The sequence below is a fragment of the Amycolatopsis iheyensis genome, from assembly GCF_024703995.1.
Taxonomy (GTDB): domain Bacteria; phylum Actinomycetota; class Actinomycetes; order Mycobacteriales; family Pseudonocardiaceae; genus Amycolatopsis; species Amycolatopsis iheyensis.
In genome coordinates, this window is record NZ_JAMXQV010000025.1 from 129,065 (window position 1) to 144,730 (window position 15,666).

General features: G+C 72.3%; 14 protein-coding genes. 8 read left to right on the forward strand and 6 right to left on the reverse strand.

Annotation, left to right across the window (positions count from 1 at the left end; all coding sequences use genetic code 11):
* The first annotated feature begins 197 nt into the window (after nucleotides 1–197).
* Complete coding sequence (locus M8542_RS37195) at nucleotides 198–395, forward strand: hypothetical protein (protein WP_257925034.1); 198 nt, start codon at nucleotides 198–200, stop codon at nucleotides 393–395.
* A gap of 61 nt (nucleotides 396–456) precedes the next feature.
* Entirely contained in the window at nucleotides 457–1,293 is an 837-nt protein-coding gene (locus M8542_RS37200; protein ID WP_257925035.1) for a hypothetical protein, read from the forward strand.
* Between the two features lie 12 nt (nucleotides 1,294–1,305).
* On the opposite strand, the gene M8542_RS37205 is transcribed toward M8542_RS37200, so the two are convergent.
* On the reverse strand, nucleotides 1,306–2,658 hold the full coding sequence (locus M8542_RS37205) for a DEAD/DEAH box helicase family protein (RefSeq protein WP_257925036.1): 1,353 nt from the start codon (nucleotides 2,656–2,658) through the stop codon (nucleotides 1,306–1,308).
* 217 nt (nucleotides 2,659–2,875) lie between these two features.
* Between M8542_RS37205 and M8542_RS37210 the strand changes: the two genes are divergently transcribed.
* Both M8542_RS37210 and M8542_RS37215 read left to right on the forward strand, forming a co-directional pair.
* Entirely contained in the window at nucleotides 2,876–3,322 is a 447-nt protein-coding gene (locus M8542_RS37210; protein ID WP_257925037.1) for a MarR family winged helix-turn-helix transcriptional regulator, read from the forward strand.
* Nucleotides 3,323–3,409: 87 nt separating this feature from the next.
* Nucleotides 3,410–4,726 carry an alpha/beta hydrolase family protein gene (locus M8542_RS37215; RefSeq protein WP_257925038.1) on the forward strand — a complete coding sequence of 439 codons (1,317 nt, stop codon included), beginning with the start codon at nucleotides 3,410–3,412 and terminating at the stop codon, nucleotides 4,724–4,726.
* Between the two features lie 140 nt (nucleotides 4,727–4,866).
* Here the strand turns inward: M8542_RS37215 and M8542_RS37220 are convergent, their stop codons facing one another.
* The 3 genes from M8542_RS37220 to M8542_RS37230 form a co-directional block, all read right to left on the reverse strand.
* Nucleotides 4,867–5,280, reverse strand: a complete 414-nt coding sequence (locus M8542_RS37220) for a histone-like nucleoid-structuring protein Lsr2 (protein WP_257925039.1) — start codon at nucleotides 5,278–5,280, stop codon at nucleotides 4,867–4,869.
* Nucleotides 5,281–5,521: 241 nt separating this feature from the next.
* On the reverse strand, nucleotides 5,522–5,689 hold the full coding sequence (locus M8542_RS37225) for a hypothetical protein (protein WP_257925040.1): 168 nt from the start codon (nucleotides 5,687–5,689) through the stop codon (nucleotides 5,522–5,524).
* 193 nt (nucleotides 5,690–5,882) lie between these two features.
* Nucleotides 5,883–6,560, reverse strand: a complete 678-nt coding sequence (locus tag M8542_RS37230) for an HU family DNA-binding protein (RefSeq protein ID WP_257925041.1) — start codon at nucleotides 6,558–6,560, stop codon at nucleotides 5,883–5,885.
* Nucleotides 6,561–7,248: 688 nt separating this feature from the next.
* Between M8542_RS37230 and M8542_RS37235 the strand changes: the two genes are divergently transcribed.
* From M8542_RS37235 to M8542_RS37250, 4 genes are read left to right on the forward strand one after another with little or no spacing between them, the layout of a single operon-like run.
* The gene (locus M8542_RS37235; RefSeq protein WP_257925042.1) at nucleotides 7,249–8,991 is read left to right on the forward strand and encodes an ATP-binding protein; all 1,743 of its coding nucleotides are present in this window, start codon (nucleotides 7,249–7,251) and stop codon (nucleotides 8,989–8,991) included.
* Nucleotides 8,992–9,034: 43 nt separating this feature from the next.
* Nucleotides 9,035–10,195 (forward strand): exonuclease SbcCD subunit D, encoded by a 1,161-nt coding sequence (locus tag M8542_RS37240; RefSeq protein WP_257925043.1) that lies wholly within the window; start codon nucleotides 9,035–9,037, stop codon nucleotides 10,193–10,195.
* 1 nt (nucleotide 10,196) lies between these two features.
* Nucleotides 10,197–13,598 (forward strand): AAA family ATPase, encoded by a 3,402-nt coding sequence (locus tag M8542_RS37245; protein ID WP_257925044.1) that lies wholly within the window; start codon nucleotides 10,197–10,199, stop codon nucleotides 13,596–13,598.
* Nucleotides 13,595–14,572, forward strand: a complete 978-nt coding sequence (locus M8542_RS37250; protein ID WP_257925045.1) for a hypothetical protein — start codon at nucleotides 13,595–13,597, stop codon at nucleotides 14,570–14,572. Before M8542_RS37245 ends, M8542_RS37250 begins: the two co-directional genes overlap by 4 nt.
* 118 nt (nucleotides 14,573–14,690) lie before the next feature.
* Here M8542_RS37250 and M8542_RS37255 read toward each other — a convergent pair whose 3' ends face one another.
* Together M8542_RS37255 and M8542_RS37260 are read right to left on the reverse strand one after the other, a co-directional pair.
* Nucleotides 14,691–15,185: a hypothetical protein gene (locus M8542_RS37255; protein WP_257925046.1), complete on the reverse strand. Its 495-nt coding sequence runs from the start codon at nucleotides 15,183–15,185 to the stop codon at nucleotides 14,691–14,693.
* The gene (locus M8542_RS37260) at nucleotides 15,182–15,544 is read right to left on the reverse strand and encodes a hypothetical protein (RefSeq protein WP_257925047.1); all 363 of its coding nucleotides are present in this window, start codon (nucleotides 15,542–15,544) and stop codon (nucleotides 15,182–15,184) included. The genes M8542_RS37255 and M8542_RS37260 overlap by 4 nt, the downstream gene beginning before the upstream one ends.
* Nucleotides 15,545–15,666: the final 122 nt, after the last annotated feature.

The window sequence follows — 15,666 nt, forward strand, 5'->3', positions numbered from 1 at the left end:
CGGTCCCGCGCCGCCGAGTATCGCATCTTCGCGCCTGAACTGGGAACCACCCCGGCCCCACGGGGTGGCCCGCACCGAGGAACGGACACGTCATGTCTGCCGAACGCCGTTTTCGAAACCGCCGAGTCGTCGCCGTCCGGATCCGGCGCGGGGTGCCCCGTGCGGACGGGCGCCGTGCCGGAGAACGGGAGCGGCAGGTGCATTTCGTCGCGCCGGCCGCGCACGGGCCGACGCCGCCGGTGCTGGAAACCCTGTGCGGGGACCTGCTGGACCCGGCCGTGACGGAAGTGCTCGACGGCATCACGGGAATGCCCTGCGTGCGGTGCTTCGCCTGCGTCCCGCACGCCGCGGCCGGTCCCGCGGGTGCGGCTCGCGACCGCCGCCGGTCCGCGTAGGACCCGCTCCCGGCGCGCCGGATGCGCGTCTCCCTGGCTTCATCGGACTTGGTGGTGGGAAATGGAACACTCACGTCTGGTCGTCCATCGGACGATCCTGGCGGTGGACGTCGAAGGGTACGGGGATCCGCGCCGGACCACCCCGCACCGGCTGGCCGTCCGCCACGGGCTGGACCAGGCACTGCGCCGCGCTTTCCACGAGGCGGGCGTGCCGTGGTTCGACTGCCGCCACGAAAGCACGGGGGACGGCACGTTCGTGCTGGTGCCCGCGCAGATCCTGAAGGGCCCCTTCGTGGAGGTCCTGCCCGCGGTGCTCGCCCGGGAAGTCCGGCGGCACAACGAGACCCACGAGCCCGGCGAACGGTTCCGGCTGCGGATGGCGTTGCACGCGGGCGAGGTCGCCTACGACGACCAAGGCGCGACCGGGCCGGCGATCAACCAGGCGTTCCGCCTGCTCGAAGCGCCACGGCTCAAAGCGGCACTGGGCGAGTCACCCGGCGTGCTGGCGCTGATCGCTTCCGCATGGTTCTTCGACGAGGTGGTCCGCAGCAGCACGGTCGTGGACGCGACGACGTTCCGCCCGGTGCGGGTGGCGGTGAAGGAAACGGAGACGGTCGGCTGGCTCAGCTTGCCGGATCACCCCTACCCACCGCGTCCGGGCGAAGGACCGCTGGAGCTCCCGGCCTCGCCGGCTTGCGGCGAGGACCTGGCCGCACTGGTCGCGGCCGCGGACGGGGGACCGCTGGGGCTGGCGATCCACGTCGCGGACCAGCTGGCCGGCCGCTTCCCGGAGGGTCGCATCGTCCTGGAGCTGGACGGCCGCGGCTCCGCCCGGATCCGGTGGCTCCCGCCGCGCTGCTGTCTGTCGGAGGTCTGCCGGAGTGGAACCGGGCAGTAGCGGGGTCTTCCGCTACGCCGCCAGGTTCCGGTACGGGCGCACGACCGTCTCGATGAACGACGTCAGCTGTTCGTCCACATGGGACGTCCCGTCGGTGTCGTTGTCCACCAGGTGGACTCGGCCCGCGAGGTTCTTCTGGGCCTTCAGCAGCGCGAAGTCGTCCTTGCTGTACAGCTTGTGCGCCGCGTTGCTCGGGAGGCGGTGCTCGTCCGAGACCAGCAGGTTGATCGACTGGCCCGCCACCGAAAGCCGTGGTGGCTCGCCCCTCCTGGCCAGGCGGTCGGCGCGGATGCCGTCCGTTGCGCGGACGTGGATGATCTGGGACGCGGCCAGCACCTCGTCGCCGAAGACCTGGAGGGCTCCGATCGTGTCCGCCCGGGCGAACTCCACCAGGGTGATCGGGCTGCTGCGGCGGTTCTGCCACACCCGGTGGCCCAGCGCGTGCAGTGCCGGGCGGAGGTTTTCCTCGCGCTCCACCTGGAACGCGCCGCCGAACTGGGCGCTGTAGCCGGTGCCGCGGCCGTCGTCGAGGAGCATCAGCGAATGCAGGAAGTCTTCGAACGCGTAGACGTAGTCGCTCAGCTCGTCCACCTGCAGCCGCCACCGGCGCAGCTCCGCCGCGAGCGCCCGCCGGACCAGGGACTTGCCCGCGCCCGGCAGGCCCGTGACGAAGATGACCGGTGCCCGGTGGCGGAAGGCCAGGTGCCGCAGGACGGCGTCCTCGGCCTTGGGGGACAGGTGGTACGCCGTCCGCAGCTCGCGGATCCGGTCCGCGAGGTGCGGCCACGTGTCGTCGCTGCCGGCCAGGACTTCCGCCGCCAGGACTGATTCGAGGGGCTCCGCCTTGGTCCAGACCTCGTCGAAGTGGCTGCGGAACACCTTGGCGGCCGAGATCTCGTCCAGCCGCTCGGGCCGGTCCTTCCCGCCGGTGCGGCGGTTGAGCACCGTGTGCTGGTCGGCGCCGGAGAACACGTGGTACGACAAGTGGTCCGACGTCAGCGCCCGCGACACGCGGACCTCGATGCCGGCGCCGAGCAGCTCGGCGCCGGCGGTGAGGGACACCGGCTCGGTCCGCGTGATGACCCGGACCCCGCGGCGTTCGTTGATCCGCGCCCACGACTCCTGGATCTTCGCGAGCACCTTCGACCCGTCGGCGGGCAGCAGGTTCGGCACCAGCGCGTCGAGCCGGTCGACCTGGTCGTTCTTGGCGATGACCAGCATTTCGGCGAGGTAGTTCCGGCGCGTCATCCGCTGCGAAAGCCCAGTGGGCAACCGGGTACGGCGCCACAGCGACCGAAGCCCGGCCAAGATGAGCGCGACGGTCACCCCGCTCGCCACGGGCGCGAGGAACTGGTTCCAGTTCATCGGGGTCCCCTCTCCGCCATTCCCGGTGGGAGGTTTCCGTCCGCACCACAGGATGTTCGCAGCGCATTCACTACCCGCCGTTCGTGGGCGCGAAACGCCACGAGGTCACGACCTCGTCAAGGTGGCGGGGTCACGAAAAAGCCCATGAGCTGGGCGGATGATCTCGGAACGGGGAGGCTGACGGGACACCTCCGCGATCGTCGGTCACCATGGGGGTGTGTCTTCTTCTGCCGCCGCCGGGCCTGGGTTGCTCTACCTCGTCAAGCAGCTCGAGCTCGCCGTGCGGGCTCGGCTCGACGACGTGCTGCGGCCCGTCGGGCTCACGCCCTTGCAGTACACCGCCCTCACCGTGCTCGAGCGGCGGTCCGGGCTCAGTACCGCCGAACTCGCGCGGAACTCCTTCGTCACCGATCAGGCCATGGCCGACATGGTCGTCGCGCTCGAGCGGCTCGGGTTCATCGTGCGGGCCGGGGATCCGCGGGATCGGCGGCGGCGGGTGATCGGGCTGACCGGGGCCGGGCAGGACGTTCTCGACCGGGTGCGCGACGACGTCGCCGCGGTCGAACGGCGGATGGTCGCCGGGCTCGGCCGCGGGGATGCCGGGCGGTTCCGGGAGTACGTCGTCGCCTGTCATGCCGCCTTGGCGGATCGGCCCTCGCACTGAAAAGACAGGAAACCTGTACATCTGCGGGAGTGCGTGGCACGCTGCTCGGCGAGCCGGGCGGAGTGGCCCGGGGTGAGGGGCACCACCATGCGCGTCCTGGCACTGATCGCCACCATCTTGACCACCGTCGGCCTGAGCACCGGCGTCGCGGCCGGAACCACGAGCGGGCACCACACCGGGCAGCTGCCGGACGGCGCCTCCTGGGTGGCCGACGTGCCCGCCGCCTGGAACGGCACGACCATCCTCTACAGCCACGGCTTCGGCCCGCTCACCGCCCAGAACGCACCGGACGACGAGACCCGCACGGCGTTGCTCGGCCAGGGCTACGCCCTCGTCGGCTCCTCCTACAGCGGCCCGTCGTGGTGGGCACTCGATTCCGCCGTGCGCGACCAGTTCGACGCCTTGGCCGCCCTCGAGCGCCTCACCGGCCACCCACGCCGGACGATCGCTTGGGGCACCTCGATGGGCGGGCTGGTCAGCGCCCTCGAAGCCGAAGACGGCCGGCTCGACGGCGTGCTCTCCACCTGCGGGCTCGTCGCCGGCGCGCTCAACCTGAACAACTACCAGCTGGACGGCGAGTACGCCCTCGCCCACCTGCTCGCCCCCGGGCAGCCGGTCAAGCTCGTCCGGTTCGCCAGTCCCGCCGAGGGAGCCGCGTCGGCCGCGGCGCTGACGAAGATCGCCACCGACGCGCAGGGTTCGCCCGCCGGCCGGGCGCGGATCGCGCTCGCCGCGGCGTTGCTGAACGAGCCCGGCTGGTTCACCGGCCCGACGCCGCCGCCGGACTACGCGGGCCAGGAAGTCCAGCAGCAGCAGGAACTCACGCAGCTCGTGCTCGGTTTCGTCGTCGCCGGGCGGTACCAGGTCGAGCTGGCCGCCGGCGGGAACAGCGCGTTCACCGCGGGCGTCGACTACCGCACGCTGCTCGGCGGCAGCGGCCACGCCCGCCAGGTGCGGGCGCTCTACCGCGCGGCCGGCCTGGACCTCGACGCCGATCTGGCGAAGTTGACGCGCGACGCCGACATCCGGCCGGACCCGCGGGCGGTCCGGACTCTCGCGCGCACGTCGATGGTCACCGGCCGGCTGCGCGTCCCGACGCTGAACATCCACACCACCGCCGACCAGCTCGTGCCGGTGGAGCAGGAGGACTGGTACGCCGGGCAGGTGCGGCGCGCCGGCCGGGGATCCCTGCTGCGCCAGGCCTACGTCGGCGCGACCGGGCACTGCGCGTTCCGGACGTCGGAGACGATCGCGGCACTGCACGCGCTGGAGTCGCGGATCGAGACCGGCCGCTGGAGCGACGGCACGGAACCGCGGCGGCTCAACGAAGCGGCCGGCGACGGACGTTACGTGCGGTTCGAGCCGGCGCGGTTGACCGGTGGGCTCGGCGAACCGGGGCGATGAGCAGTTATCGCGGTGCGGATTTGTTCGTTCCGGGAGTCACAAAACCCGGCTGAACGAGAACCGCCGGCGGTGCGGACGCGGGATACGTCCTCACCGCCGGCGGCCTGGTCTTTTCCCCAGTGTTCCGGCGACCACCGCCGTCACTTCTTGGCGGCGGCGACCTTCTTGCGCGGGGCCCGCTTGCGCGCCGCCGGCGCGGGGGCTTCGGCCTCCGCGACCTGGGCCTCCTCGTAGGCCGAGATCACCTCGGAAGAGAGGCGGCCGCGCTCGGAGACCTCGTAGCCGTTCGCGTTGGCCCAGGCGCGGATCTGCTGGTTGCGCTCGCGGTCGGTGCTGCTGGTCGTGGTCGACTGGCCGGTCGCGACACGCACCTTGCGCCCGCCGATCCGCCGGCCCGCGCCTATGAAGCGGGCGAGTTCGTCGCGCAGGGCCGTGGCGTTCTCGTCCGACAGGTCGATTTCGTAGGTGACGCCGTCGAGACCGAACTGAACCGTCTGGGCGGCGGTGCTGCCGTCGATGTCGTCCAGGATCTCGACGAGGACTTTCTGGGCCACGTTATTGCTCCTCAAGGTGGATGTGCGTCCGAGAACACGACGTGTGACAAGTTGCACAATGGCCGACGTTCTTCGGTGGAGTGTATCCACCCGGCGATCCGCACGGCAATTTACCGTCGCCTACGCGCGTTTCGGGGCAATCGGGCTGCCCGGGATTTCTCGCGTGGCGGCGCGGCGCCGGAGAAGCGTGCGAACACCTGATCGATCGCACGGGAGTCCGGATAGGACGGAACAGCGGCTCCTACGGTGCGGTGCCCTGCTCGCCTTCCTGGTGGGGCGCGTCGGCCTGGGGCGTCTCGTCCGCCTCGATGGGGTCCGCGAGGTCGGCTTCGCGGGCCGCTTCCTTCGCTTCCTTGATGTGCTGCCGGCTTTGCGCGAGATCCTCGGGCCGGTTCTCGTTCGCTGTCATCACCACTCCTCGGGCGGGGCGTGTCGGAACGCCCCTCACTTTTCCCGGCTACCCCGCCCGGCCCCGGCGCAACCGTCGTGTACGCCGTTCAAGCCGGTCGGGGAATCCGCGTGCGCGGGAGGAGTTCCGCACCCCGGGAACACGGAAGGGCCCCGCACCGAACCGGTGCGGGGCCCTTCCGAGGTGGAGCGTGTTACTTCTTCTTGGCAGCCGACGTGCGCTTGGCCGGGGCCTTGGCAGCGGTCGTCTTCTTGGCCGCGGCGGTCTTGGTGGCGGCCGGCTTGGCGGCGGCCTTCGCCCGCGTGGTAGTGGCCTTGGCCGCGGTGGCCTTGGCGGGAGCCTTGGCCGCGGTCTTCGGGGCCGCCTTGGTGGCGGTGGCCTTGGCCGCGGTCGCCTTGGCGGCCGGCTTCGCCGCGGTGGCGCGGGTCCGGGTGGCCGTCGCGCGGGCGGTGGCCGGCTTGGCCGCGGCCGCACGGGTCGAGGTGGCCCGCGTGCTCGTGGTCTTGGCCGGGGCCGACGCCTTCGCGGTGGCCGCGCGGGTGGTCGTCGACGCCGCGGTGGCGCGCTTGACCGGGGTGGCCTTGGGCAGCTTCTTGGTGCCGGAGATGACGTCCTTGAAGGTGGTGCCGGCGCGGAAGGCGGGCACGTTGGTCTTCTTGACGCGGACAGCCTCACCGGTGCGCGGGTTGCGCGCGGTGCGAGCGGCGCGGGCGCGCTTCTCGAACACACCGAAGCCGGTGATGTTGACCTTTTCGCCCTTGTTGACCGTCCGGATGATGATGTCGACCAGACCGTCAACGGCCTGCGAAGCCACCTTCTTGTCGCCCAGACGCTCCGACAGCGCCTCGATCAGCTGGGCCTTGTTCGTCATTCCAGTCCTCCATAGTGGAACTACTCGTACACGGCCCATCTCGGCCGACACTGCACACGGTATTACCAATACCGCACAAAATCCAACCGGGGGTCGAAATATTTCCTTGTACGGGCGCTGGTTCCGCCTCCCGAGGGGCCTCCGCCGGACCGGGCCCGGAACCGAGCCGAGACGTCGACCATGGCTCTGAGCAGCCAAAACCTGGTAGCCAGGCCGTCCACAGTGGTCGTCCATATAGGACCCGAGGCCCCTCGGAGGACTTTTTTCGCGACACGCCGGTGGCGGGTCCCCCGGCGTGTGGCGGGGGCCACCCCGGCCCCGATCCCGCGCTGCGATCGGGGATCGCGGCCCCGCCGGCGCCCCCGCCGGAGGGCCCGCCGCGACCCGCCGGCGGGGGTCCGGACGCCGCTTCGCCGTGGGGCCAACGCGGAACCGGGCCGCGGTGCCGCCGCACCCGCCCGGGGCGACCTCCCGGAGGCGCGGCGACGTCGTTGCGCCGCAACCGGAGGCGGCCGCGCCGGGATGCCCGTGGCGGCAAAAGGATCTTCCCTGGCGGGTGAACTCACTCGTTCGGCGCAGCAAGAACCGGTGGTGACGCACTCCGCGCAACCCCGTGTTGAGCGCGGGACTGTCGTGGGAGCGGGCTAGTCTGCGGCCGGAGGAAGCACCGGGTGAGACAGGGAGAACCGTGGACCAGGACACGCGCACCACCGTGGTCGGACGGGTGGCGGGCACCGAGGATTCGACGCCGCTGCAGTTCCACGTGGCCATCGACCCGGAGGCCTATCTGCAGCTCGACGACGTGGTCGTCACCCGGCGGGAACTCCCTGGCCTGGGCGAAGTCACGTCCTTCGGCGTCGTCACGCAGGTGAGCGCGCGGCACGAGGGCGCCAGCTTCGGCAGCGACGTCTTCCTGATCTCCGACGGCGTCCTGCCCGCGCAGGTGCAGGAGATCGCCGAGATCGCCACCACCCGCGTCGAGCCCGAGTGCTACGTGCCGCCCAAGCCGGGCGCCGTCGTCTCGCGGGCCGTGGGGGAGGATCGCGCGCAGGCACTGTACTTCGACAACATGACCCGCCAGGTGGCGGTCGGCCTGGGCCGGGACGGCGAACCGGTCTTCCTCAACATGGACTTCCTCGACGGCACCCGCGGCGCGCACGTCAGCATCAGCGGCGTCTCCGGCGTGGCCACCAAGACGTCGTTCGCGTTGTTCCTGCTGCACTCGATCTTCCGCGGCGGCGCCCTGCCCAACGCCCACAACGCCAAGGCCCTGGTGTTCTCCGTGAAGGGCGAGGACCTGCTGTTCCTCGACACCCCGAACGTCCACCTCGACGAGAAGCTCAAGGCCGAGTACGCCAAGCTGGGCCTGCCCGCGGAGCCCTTCGCCTCCGTCGGGTTCTACGCGCCGCCGACGCCTTCGGACACCACGGGGAAGCCTTACGTCACCGGGCGCACCTCCGGCGTCGGCGCGTTCTGGTGGACCATCGCGGAGTTCTGCGCCGGTGACCTGCTGCCCTACGTCTTCGCCGACGCCGAAGACGAGCGCAACCAGTACACGATGGTCATCCACCAGGTCGCGAACCGGTTGCGGCTCGACAGCACCCCGGCGGGCAAGGACGGCGCGGCGAACGTCGACGGTGTCCTGTGCCGCACCTACGCCGAGCTCATCGACGTCGTCTGCGAGCGCGTCACCGACGAGGAAACCCGCGCGAGCTGGGCGGGTGCGGTCACCGGCGCGGGCACGGTCAACGCGTTCATCCGCCGCCTGCGCTCGAGCCAGCGCGCGCTGAACGGGCTGATCCGCGGCGATCTCGCCGACCACCCCGCCCGCAAACTGTCGACGGAAAACCAGCAGGTGACCGTCGTGGACATCCACAATCTCGTCGAGCGGGCGCAGCGGTTCGTCGTCGGTGTCACGCTCGCCGCGGAGACCGCGCGCAAGGAAGCCGCCGGCCCGGGCGGGCTGCTGTTCACCATGCTGGACGAGCTCAACAAGTACGCGCCGCGCGAAGGCAGCAGCCCCATCAAGGAGGTGCTGCTGGACATCGCCGAGCGCGGCCGGTCCCTCGGGGTCATCCTCGTCGGCGCGCAGCAGACCGCTTCCGAGGTGGAGCGCCGGATCGTCAGCAACAGCTCGGTCCGCATCGTCGGGCGCCTCGACGCCGCCGAAGCCTCACGGCCGGAATACGGCTTCCTCCCGGCCAGCCAGCGGGTCCGGGCCACGCTCGCCACACCCGGCACGATGTTCGTGAGCCAGCCCGAGATCCCGGTGCCGATCGCCGTCGGCTTCCCGTTCCCGGCCTGGGCCACGCGGCTTTCCGAGGCGGGGAAGGTGCCTTCGACCACGGAGTCCTCGAAGCGCGCCGATCCCTTCGCCGGTCTGCCCACGGGAAGCGCCGACCCGTTCGGCGACGACCCGCCGCCGTTCTGAGCGGTGCCGTCGCCGTCACCCGAACGGAAGGAAAGGACGAAGCGTGAAGTTCCTGCACACCTCCGACTGGCACGTCGGCAAGACCCTCAAGGGCCGCAACCGCCTGGACGAGCAACGCGCGGTGCTCGGCGAGATCGTCCGGATCGCGCGGCAGGAGACCTTCGACGCGATCCTCGTCGCGGGTGACCTCTACGAGACGTCCGCGCCCTCGGCGTCGGCGCAGGAGCTCGTGGTCCAGGCGCTGATGGCGTTGCGCGACACCGGCGCCGAGGTCGTCGCCATCGCGGGGAACCACGACCACGCGGCGACGTTCGAGGCGTACCGGCCGTTGCTGCGCAAAGCGGGCATCCACCTGACCGGGAACCCGCGCCCGGCCACCGACGGCGGCGTCGTGTCGTTCGACGCGCGCTCGACCGGCGAGCGCGTCAACGTCGCGGTGCTGCCCTTCCTTTCGCAGCGCTACGCGATCCGCGCCGCGGAGCTGCTCACCGGCACCCCGGCGGAGAACGTCGGCGAGTACGACCAGCGGGTGCGCGACATCCTGGACCACCTCAAGTCCGGTTTTTCCGACGGCGCGGTGAACCTCGTCATGGCGCACCTGACGGTGACCGGCGGCGCGATGGGCGGCGGCGAACGCGCGGCGCAGTCCATCTTCGAGTACCACGTGCCGGCGACGGCGTTCGGCGCCGAACCGCACTACGTCGCCCTCGGCCACCTGCACCGCCGCCAGTCGCTGCCCGCCGCGTGCCCGGTGCACTACAGCGGTTCGCCGTTCGCGGTGGACTTCGGCGAGCAGGACAACACGAGCGTCGTCCTGTCGGTCGAGGTCACGCCGACGACGCCGGCGAAGATCACCGACATCCCGCTCACCGCCGGGCGGAAGCTGCGGACCGTCCACGGCACGGTGGCCGAACTCGTCGGCCGCGCCGAAGAGTTCGGTGCGGACTACCTCCGCGTGTACGTCCGCGAGGCGACCCGCGCCGGGCTGCGCGAGGAGATCCAGGAAGCCCTGCCGAACGCACTGGAGATCCGGATCGACCCGGAGTTCGCCGCCACCGTGACGACGTCGGGCGGCGACCGGGCGATCGCGGACCGTTCGCCGGGGGAGCTGTTCGCGAGCTTCTGCGAGGAGCGGACGATCGAGGACAAGCGCGTCCAGTCGCTGTTCGCGCGGCTGCACGACGACGAGACGAGCGGGGTGTGACATGCGGCCTGTGCTGCTGGAGATGACCGGCTTCGCGTCGTTCCGCGACAAGACCGAGGTCAGCTTCGAGGACACGGACTACTTCGCGCTCGTCGGCCCGACCGGCGCGGGCAAGAGCACGGTGATCGACGCGCTCACCTTCGCCCTCTACGGCTCGGTCGCCCGCTGGGACCACGAAGGCCTGGTCGCGCCCGCGCTCGCGCCGACGGTGAACCGCGCCACCGTGCGGCTGGTCTTCGACGCCGGCGGCGCGCGCTACCACGTCGTGCGCGAAGTCCGGCGCGGTGGCGGGAAGAAACCCACGGTCAGCGTCAAGAACGTCCGCCTGGAACGGCTTGCCGACCCCACCGCGCTCGGCGGCCCGGAGGACGACGCCGACCCGGTCGCCGCGGACTCCGAGGTCACCCCGGCCGTGGAACGCCTGCTCGGGTTGACCTTCAAGCACTTCTGCACCTGCGTGGCCCTGCCCCAGGGCGACTTCGCCGAGTTCCTGCACGCGAAGGCCGCCGACCGGCAGAAGATCCTCATCAAGCTGCTGGGCCTGGAGGTCTACGAGCGGATCGGCCGCCGAGCGGGGGTGACCGCGGAGCAGCAGAAGCAGCGTGCCGCCGTCCTCACCGAACAGCTCGGCAGCTACGCCGACGCCACCGAGGAAGCCGTCGAAGGGCTTTCCGCGCGGATGACGGCACTCGCGGACCTCGACGCGCGGGTGAGCGCGGCCCTGCCCGGGTTGTCCGACGCCACCCGCGCGCACGACGAAGCCCGGCAGCTCGTCGCGAAGGTGACGGCGGAGCTGGGTGTCCTCGACGCGGTGGAACGCCCGGACGGTGTCGAAGACCTCGAAACCCGCCGGTCGGCGGCGGCGGAGGCGGCCACGACCGCGCGCGCCGGGCTGGAAACGGCCGAAGCCGCGGACGAAACGGCCCGTGCCGCGCTCGCCGCCGCTCCCGATCGTGGCGAGCTGGAACGGATCCGCGCGGCCCGCACCGAGCTCGTCGCGGCCGAACAGGCCCTTCCCGGCCTGGAAGCGGCCGCGAAAACGGCGTCCCAGGCGCAGGAAGCCGCCGCGGCCGCGGTGACCGAGGCGGTGTCCGGCCTCGATGCGGCCCGCGAAACGCGTGACAAGACGTCGCGGGCCGCGGAGGACGCGGCCGCCGAAGCCGCGCGCGCTCGCCAGGACCGCGATCGGCTGGCCGGGCTGCGGCCGCCGGCGGACCTCGGGGACCTGACCGCGGATTCGGCGCGCGTCGCGAACCGTCTGGCGGCCGCCGGCGCCCGGCTGACCGCGGCCGAGACCGCCGACGCCGAAGCCCGCGCCGCGCTCGCCGCGCAGCCCGACGTCGCGCCGCTCGCGGCCGCCCGCTCCGACGCCCGCACCCTCTACACGGTGTGCGACGCGCACCGGAAGGCCGCGCCCGAGCAGGCCGCCCGGCGAACCGAGCTGGAAGCCGCGCGGACGTCCTTCGCGGGCGCCGACACCGAACTCACCGCGGCGAAGACCGCGCTGGCCGACGCCGAACGCACCGGGCAGGCCCTGGTGCTGCGGGCCGGGCTCGCCGTCGGCCACGCGTGCCCGGTGTGCGAGCAGGAAGTGCACACGCTGCCGGACGCGGGCGGGCACGCCCACCTCGCCGAGGCCCGCGAACGCGTCGAACGTGCCGAGCGCGAGCGTGCGGCGGCCGAGGCCGCGCTGCGCAAGCTCGAACGCGCGGTGGACCGGGACGCCGATGCGGCGGCGACCGCGGCCACGCAGGCGGAAGAACTGCGTGTGGTGCTCGCGGAGGTCGAGGGCCCGCCGGAGTCGGCGGTGCTGCGACGCCCGGTCGAGGCCTCGTTCACCGAGCAGGACTTCGCGGACCTCGTCACCGCCGTGCGGGAACGGGGGGAGTGGCTGTCGGCGACGATCGACGGCCGCACCCGTGTCGCCGAAGCGGCGCGTGCCGCGGACGCGGAGCTCGCGGCGGCCCGCGCCGAACGCACGGCGGCGCAACACGATGCCGACGTCGTCGAGAAGTCCTTCGCGGCCGCGCGAGAAGCCCTGCGGGCGGCGCGGGATCCCCTGGTGGAGCTGGGCGCGCCGGCGATCGACGGCGAAGACGTCCCGGCGGGCTGGCAACGGCTCACCGCGTGGGCGGCGGCCGAAGGCGAGAACCGGCGCACCGTCCTGGCCTCGCTCGAAGCGGCCGCCGAAGCCGCGGGCAAGGAAGCCGTCGTCGCGGCCGAAGGCTTCAAGACCGCTGAGCGGGACGCGGAACAGCGGCGGAAGCGGGCCTCGGAGGCCGCGCTGGCCGAACAGTCGGCGCGCACCGAGCAGGCGAACACCCGGCGCCGTCACGACGAACTGGTCGAGACGCTGGCCGCCGCGCCCGCGGCCGAGGTCGTCACCGAGCAGCTCGCGAAGGTCGCCGAACTCGAAGGCGCGGCGAAGGCGGCCGACGCGGCCCTGCGAAGCGCCCGCGCGGCAGCGAAACAAGCCTCGGAAGCCCAGGCACGCGTCGCCGAGCAGGTCGACGCCGAACGGCAGCGGCTGTCCCGCGCGCGCGATCCGCTGGTGAGTCTTGGCGCCCCGCCGATCGATGGCGAGAGCCTCCTCGGCGCCTGGGCCGCGCTCACGGATTGGGCGGCCGGGCAGGCGGCCCGGCACCGCGAACGCCTGGCCGCCGCCACGATCGCCGAGGCCGAAGCCGCCGAAGCCTTGCGGGTGGCGGAACGCGCGGTCGCCGAAGACGTCACCGCCCTCGAGGTCGCCCTGCCGGACGGGCCGGTGCGCGACCGCGTCCCGGTCGCCGTCGCGGCGGCCCGGGCTCGCGCCGAAGCCGATCACACGGAGATGAAACGTCGCGTGGCGCGGGTCGCGGGCCTGCAGGGCGACATCACCGCCGCCGAGTCCGAGGCCCAGGTCGCGCGGCTGCTCGCGGATCTCCTGCGCTCGGACAAGTTCCCGCGCTGGCTGATCGCCGGGGCGCTCGACACGCTGGTCGCCGAAGCGTCGGCGTCGCTGCTGGAGCTTTCCGGCGGCCAGTTCGAGCTGACCCACGACAAGGGTGACTTCCTGGTGGTGGACCACAACGAGGCCGACGCCCGGCGTCCGGTGAAGACGCTTTCGGGCGGGGAGACGTTCCAGGCGTCGCTTTCGCTGGCGCTCGCGCTGTCGTCGCAGCTCGGGGCCATGGCCGCGGACGGTGCGACCAAGCTCGAGTCGATCTTCCTCGACGAGGGCTTCGGCACCCTCGACGAGGCCACCCTCGACGTCGTGGCGTCCACTTTGGAGAACCTGGCCGCCACCGGCTCCCGGATGGTCGGGGTGATCACGCACGTGCCGGCGCTGGCCGAGCGCGTGCCGGTGCGCTTCCTGGTCACCCGCGACGGCGCCGGCTCGCACATCACCAAGGAGGGCGCATGACGGCGGTCGCCGGGATGAACTTCAGCGTCGACGCGTGGGACCCGGGCTACGGCAGCTCGATGGAGGCCGAGGAGCTGGCGCGCTCGGGCGCCGAGGTCGAGCTCGAGGTCGAGGTGCCGGCGGCGGAGTGGGCGCCCATCGACCCTTCGCCGGTTTCGCCGCCCGACGCGGTGTTGTTCGTCGACGGTGTCCGCCGGATCGACGCCCGCGTCTGGATCGACGACCCGGCGGGGACGAACTCGGCGTCCATCGGGCTCTGCGCGTCGTACGCGGCCGGGGTGGTGTGCTGCTGCGACGGACGGGCGCACGTCGTCGCGAACGACGTCCGGCGCGGGTTGTTCACCGTCGCGGCCGAAGCCGAGGGCATCCGGACGTCGGCGGGGGAGTTCCAGGCCTTCCGCGCGACGGCCAAGGACGACAAGCCGCTCGCGGTCGTGCTGTCCTCGGCGGTGCAGGAGCAGCTGGCCGAAACCGAGCTGAAGACGGCGCACGACGCCCGCGAGGCGATCGCCGGCCACGTCGGGCGCGACCTGCTCGTGGTGGACGGCCCGCTGAGCGGCCGCACGCACCTGCCCCGGGCGGTCGGGTTCATCAAGAGCCACCAGACGACGTACCTGCCGGGCGAGCTCAACGCGATGGTCGGCCGGCTCGACGCGCACCAGCGCACGCCGGTGTTCCTGATGGGTACGACGTGGGTCCGGCACTCCTGGTACCTGCGGCTGCCGTCGGTGGGTGGCCCGCCGTGGGCGGGCGTGGTGCGGGTGGAGGCGGCGCCGCACCTCGGCCGCGCGGAGGTGGCCGAGCTGGCGAACCTCACGCAGTCGGTGCTGGGCCGGTTCGCGTCGGTGGAGTACAAGGACTCGCGGGCGCCGCAGAACCTCTACCCGATCGCCGGGCTGGAGCGCGACCTGCGGCACCGGCTGGGGGACCAGCAGTTCGTCCACCGGGCGCTGCGGGTGGCCGCGGCCCGCTGAGACCGGCCCGGCGGCGGGGCACCGCACGCCGGGCCGGCGACCCGCCCCCTGGGGGGTGGGCGGGCCCCGGAACGGCGGGCCTGGGGAGCGCGCACGTTCCGGCGTCCTTTGTGGATGGTCAGCTCAGCGAGCCGTCCCCGGTCTGCGGCGCCCCGGCCGGCTTGACCGCGACCTGCGGTTTCGCCGCCTTGGCGGGCTTCGAGGTCGCGGTCGGCTTCGGCTTCGGCTTCGCCGTGGTGGTCGGCGGCTTCGTCGACGTCTTGGGTGGCGGGGTGCCCAGGATCGTGAAGGCTTGGGTCGCCTCCCGCCCGTCGGTGCAGGGGAACGACGCCGTGTACTTGCCCGGTGTCCCGATCGCCGTCGTGTATCCGGCGTGCTTGCCCCAGTTGCCGCCCTCGGTCCAGTTCAGCGGAGCGGCGAACCCCTTCGACGTGACCGGTCCCGCCGGGGTGCAGCCGTTGCCGACCCCGGAGAGCACCTGGGCGTAGATCTGCCCGCCGGGCGCCACTTCGGTCGACATGCCCCAGGTCACCTCGTCCGCGAAGGCCGGGGCGCCGAGCGTCAGCGTCGCCGCGCCCGCGGCCAGCAGGCCGGCCAGTGCCTTCCTGATCATGCCTGGCCTCCCGTGTCGTCCGTGACGGTGAAGGAGTAGGCGGCCGTCCGGCCGTCGGCGCACGGGAACGACGCCGGGTACTCGCCGGGCTGCTCGACCGCCGTCGCGTAGCCGGCGTACCGGCCCCAGGGGCCGTCCTCGGTCCACTGCAGCGGCTCGGTGAAGCCCGCCGAGGTGACCGGCCCGCTCGGCACGCAGCCGACTTCCCACTCGGAGAACACGACCGCTTGGACCTGCCCGCCGGGCTCGACGAACTGCGTCAGCGACCACACGACGGGCTGCTCCGCGTGGGCCGGGGTGCTCAGCGCCAGCGTCGCCGCCCCGGCCCCGATTAGGCCGATCAGTGTTTTCTTGACCATGACTCGTCCCCTCTCGTTCGTGCTCGCTCCACGCCTGAGCCGGGAAAATGGTTGAGTCCACTCGTTGTTCAAGTACATGAACAACTATCGAGTCTATGTTTCGCCATCACGTATGGGTTAGC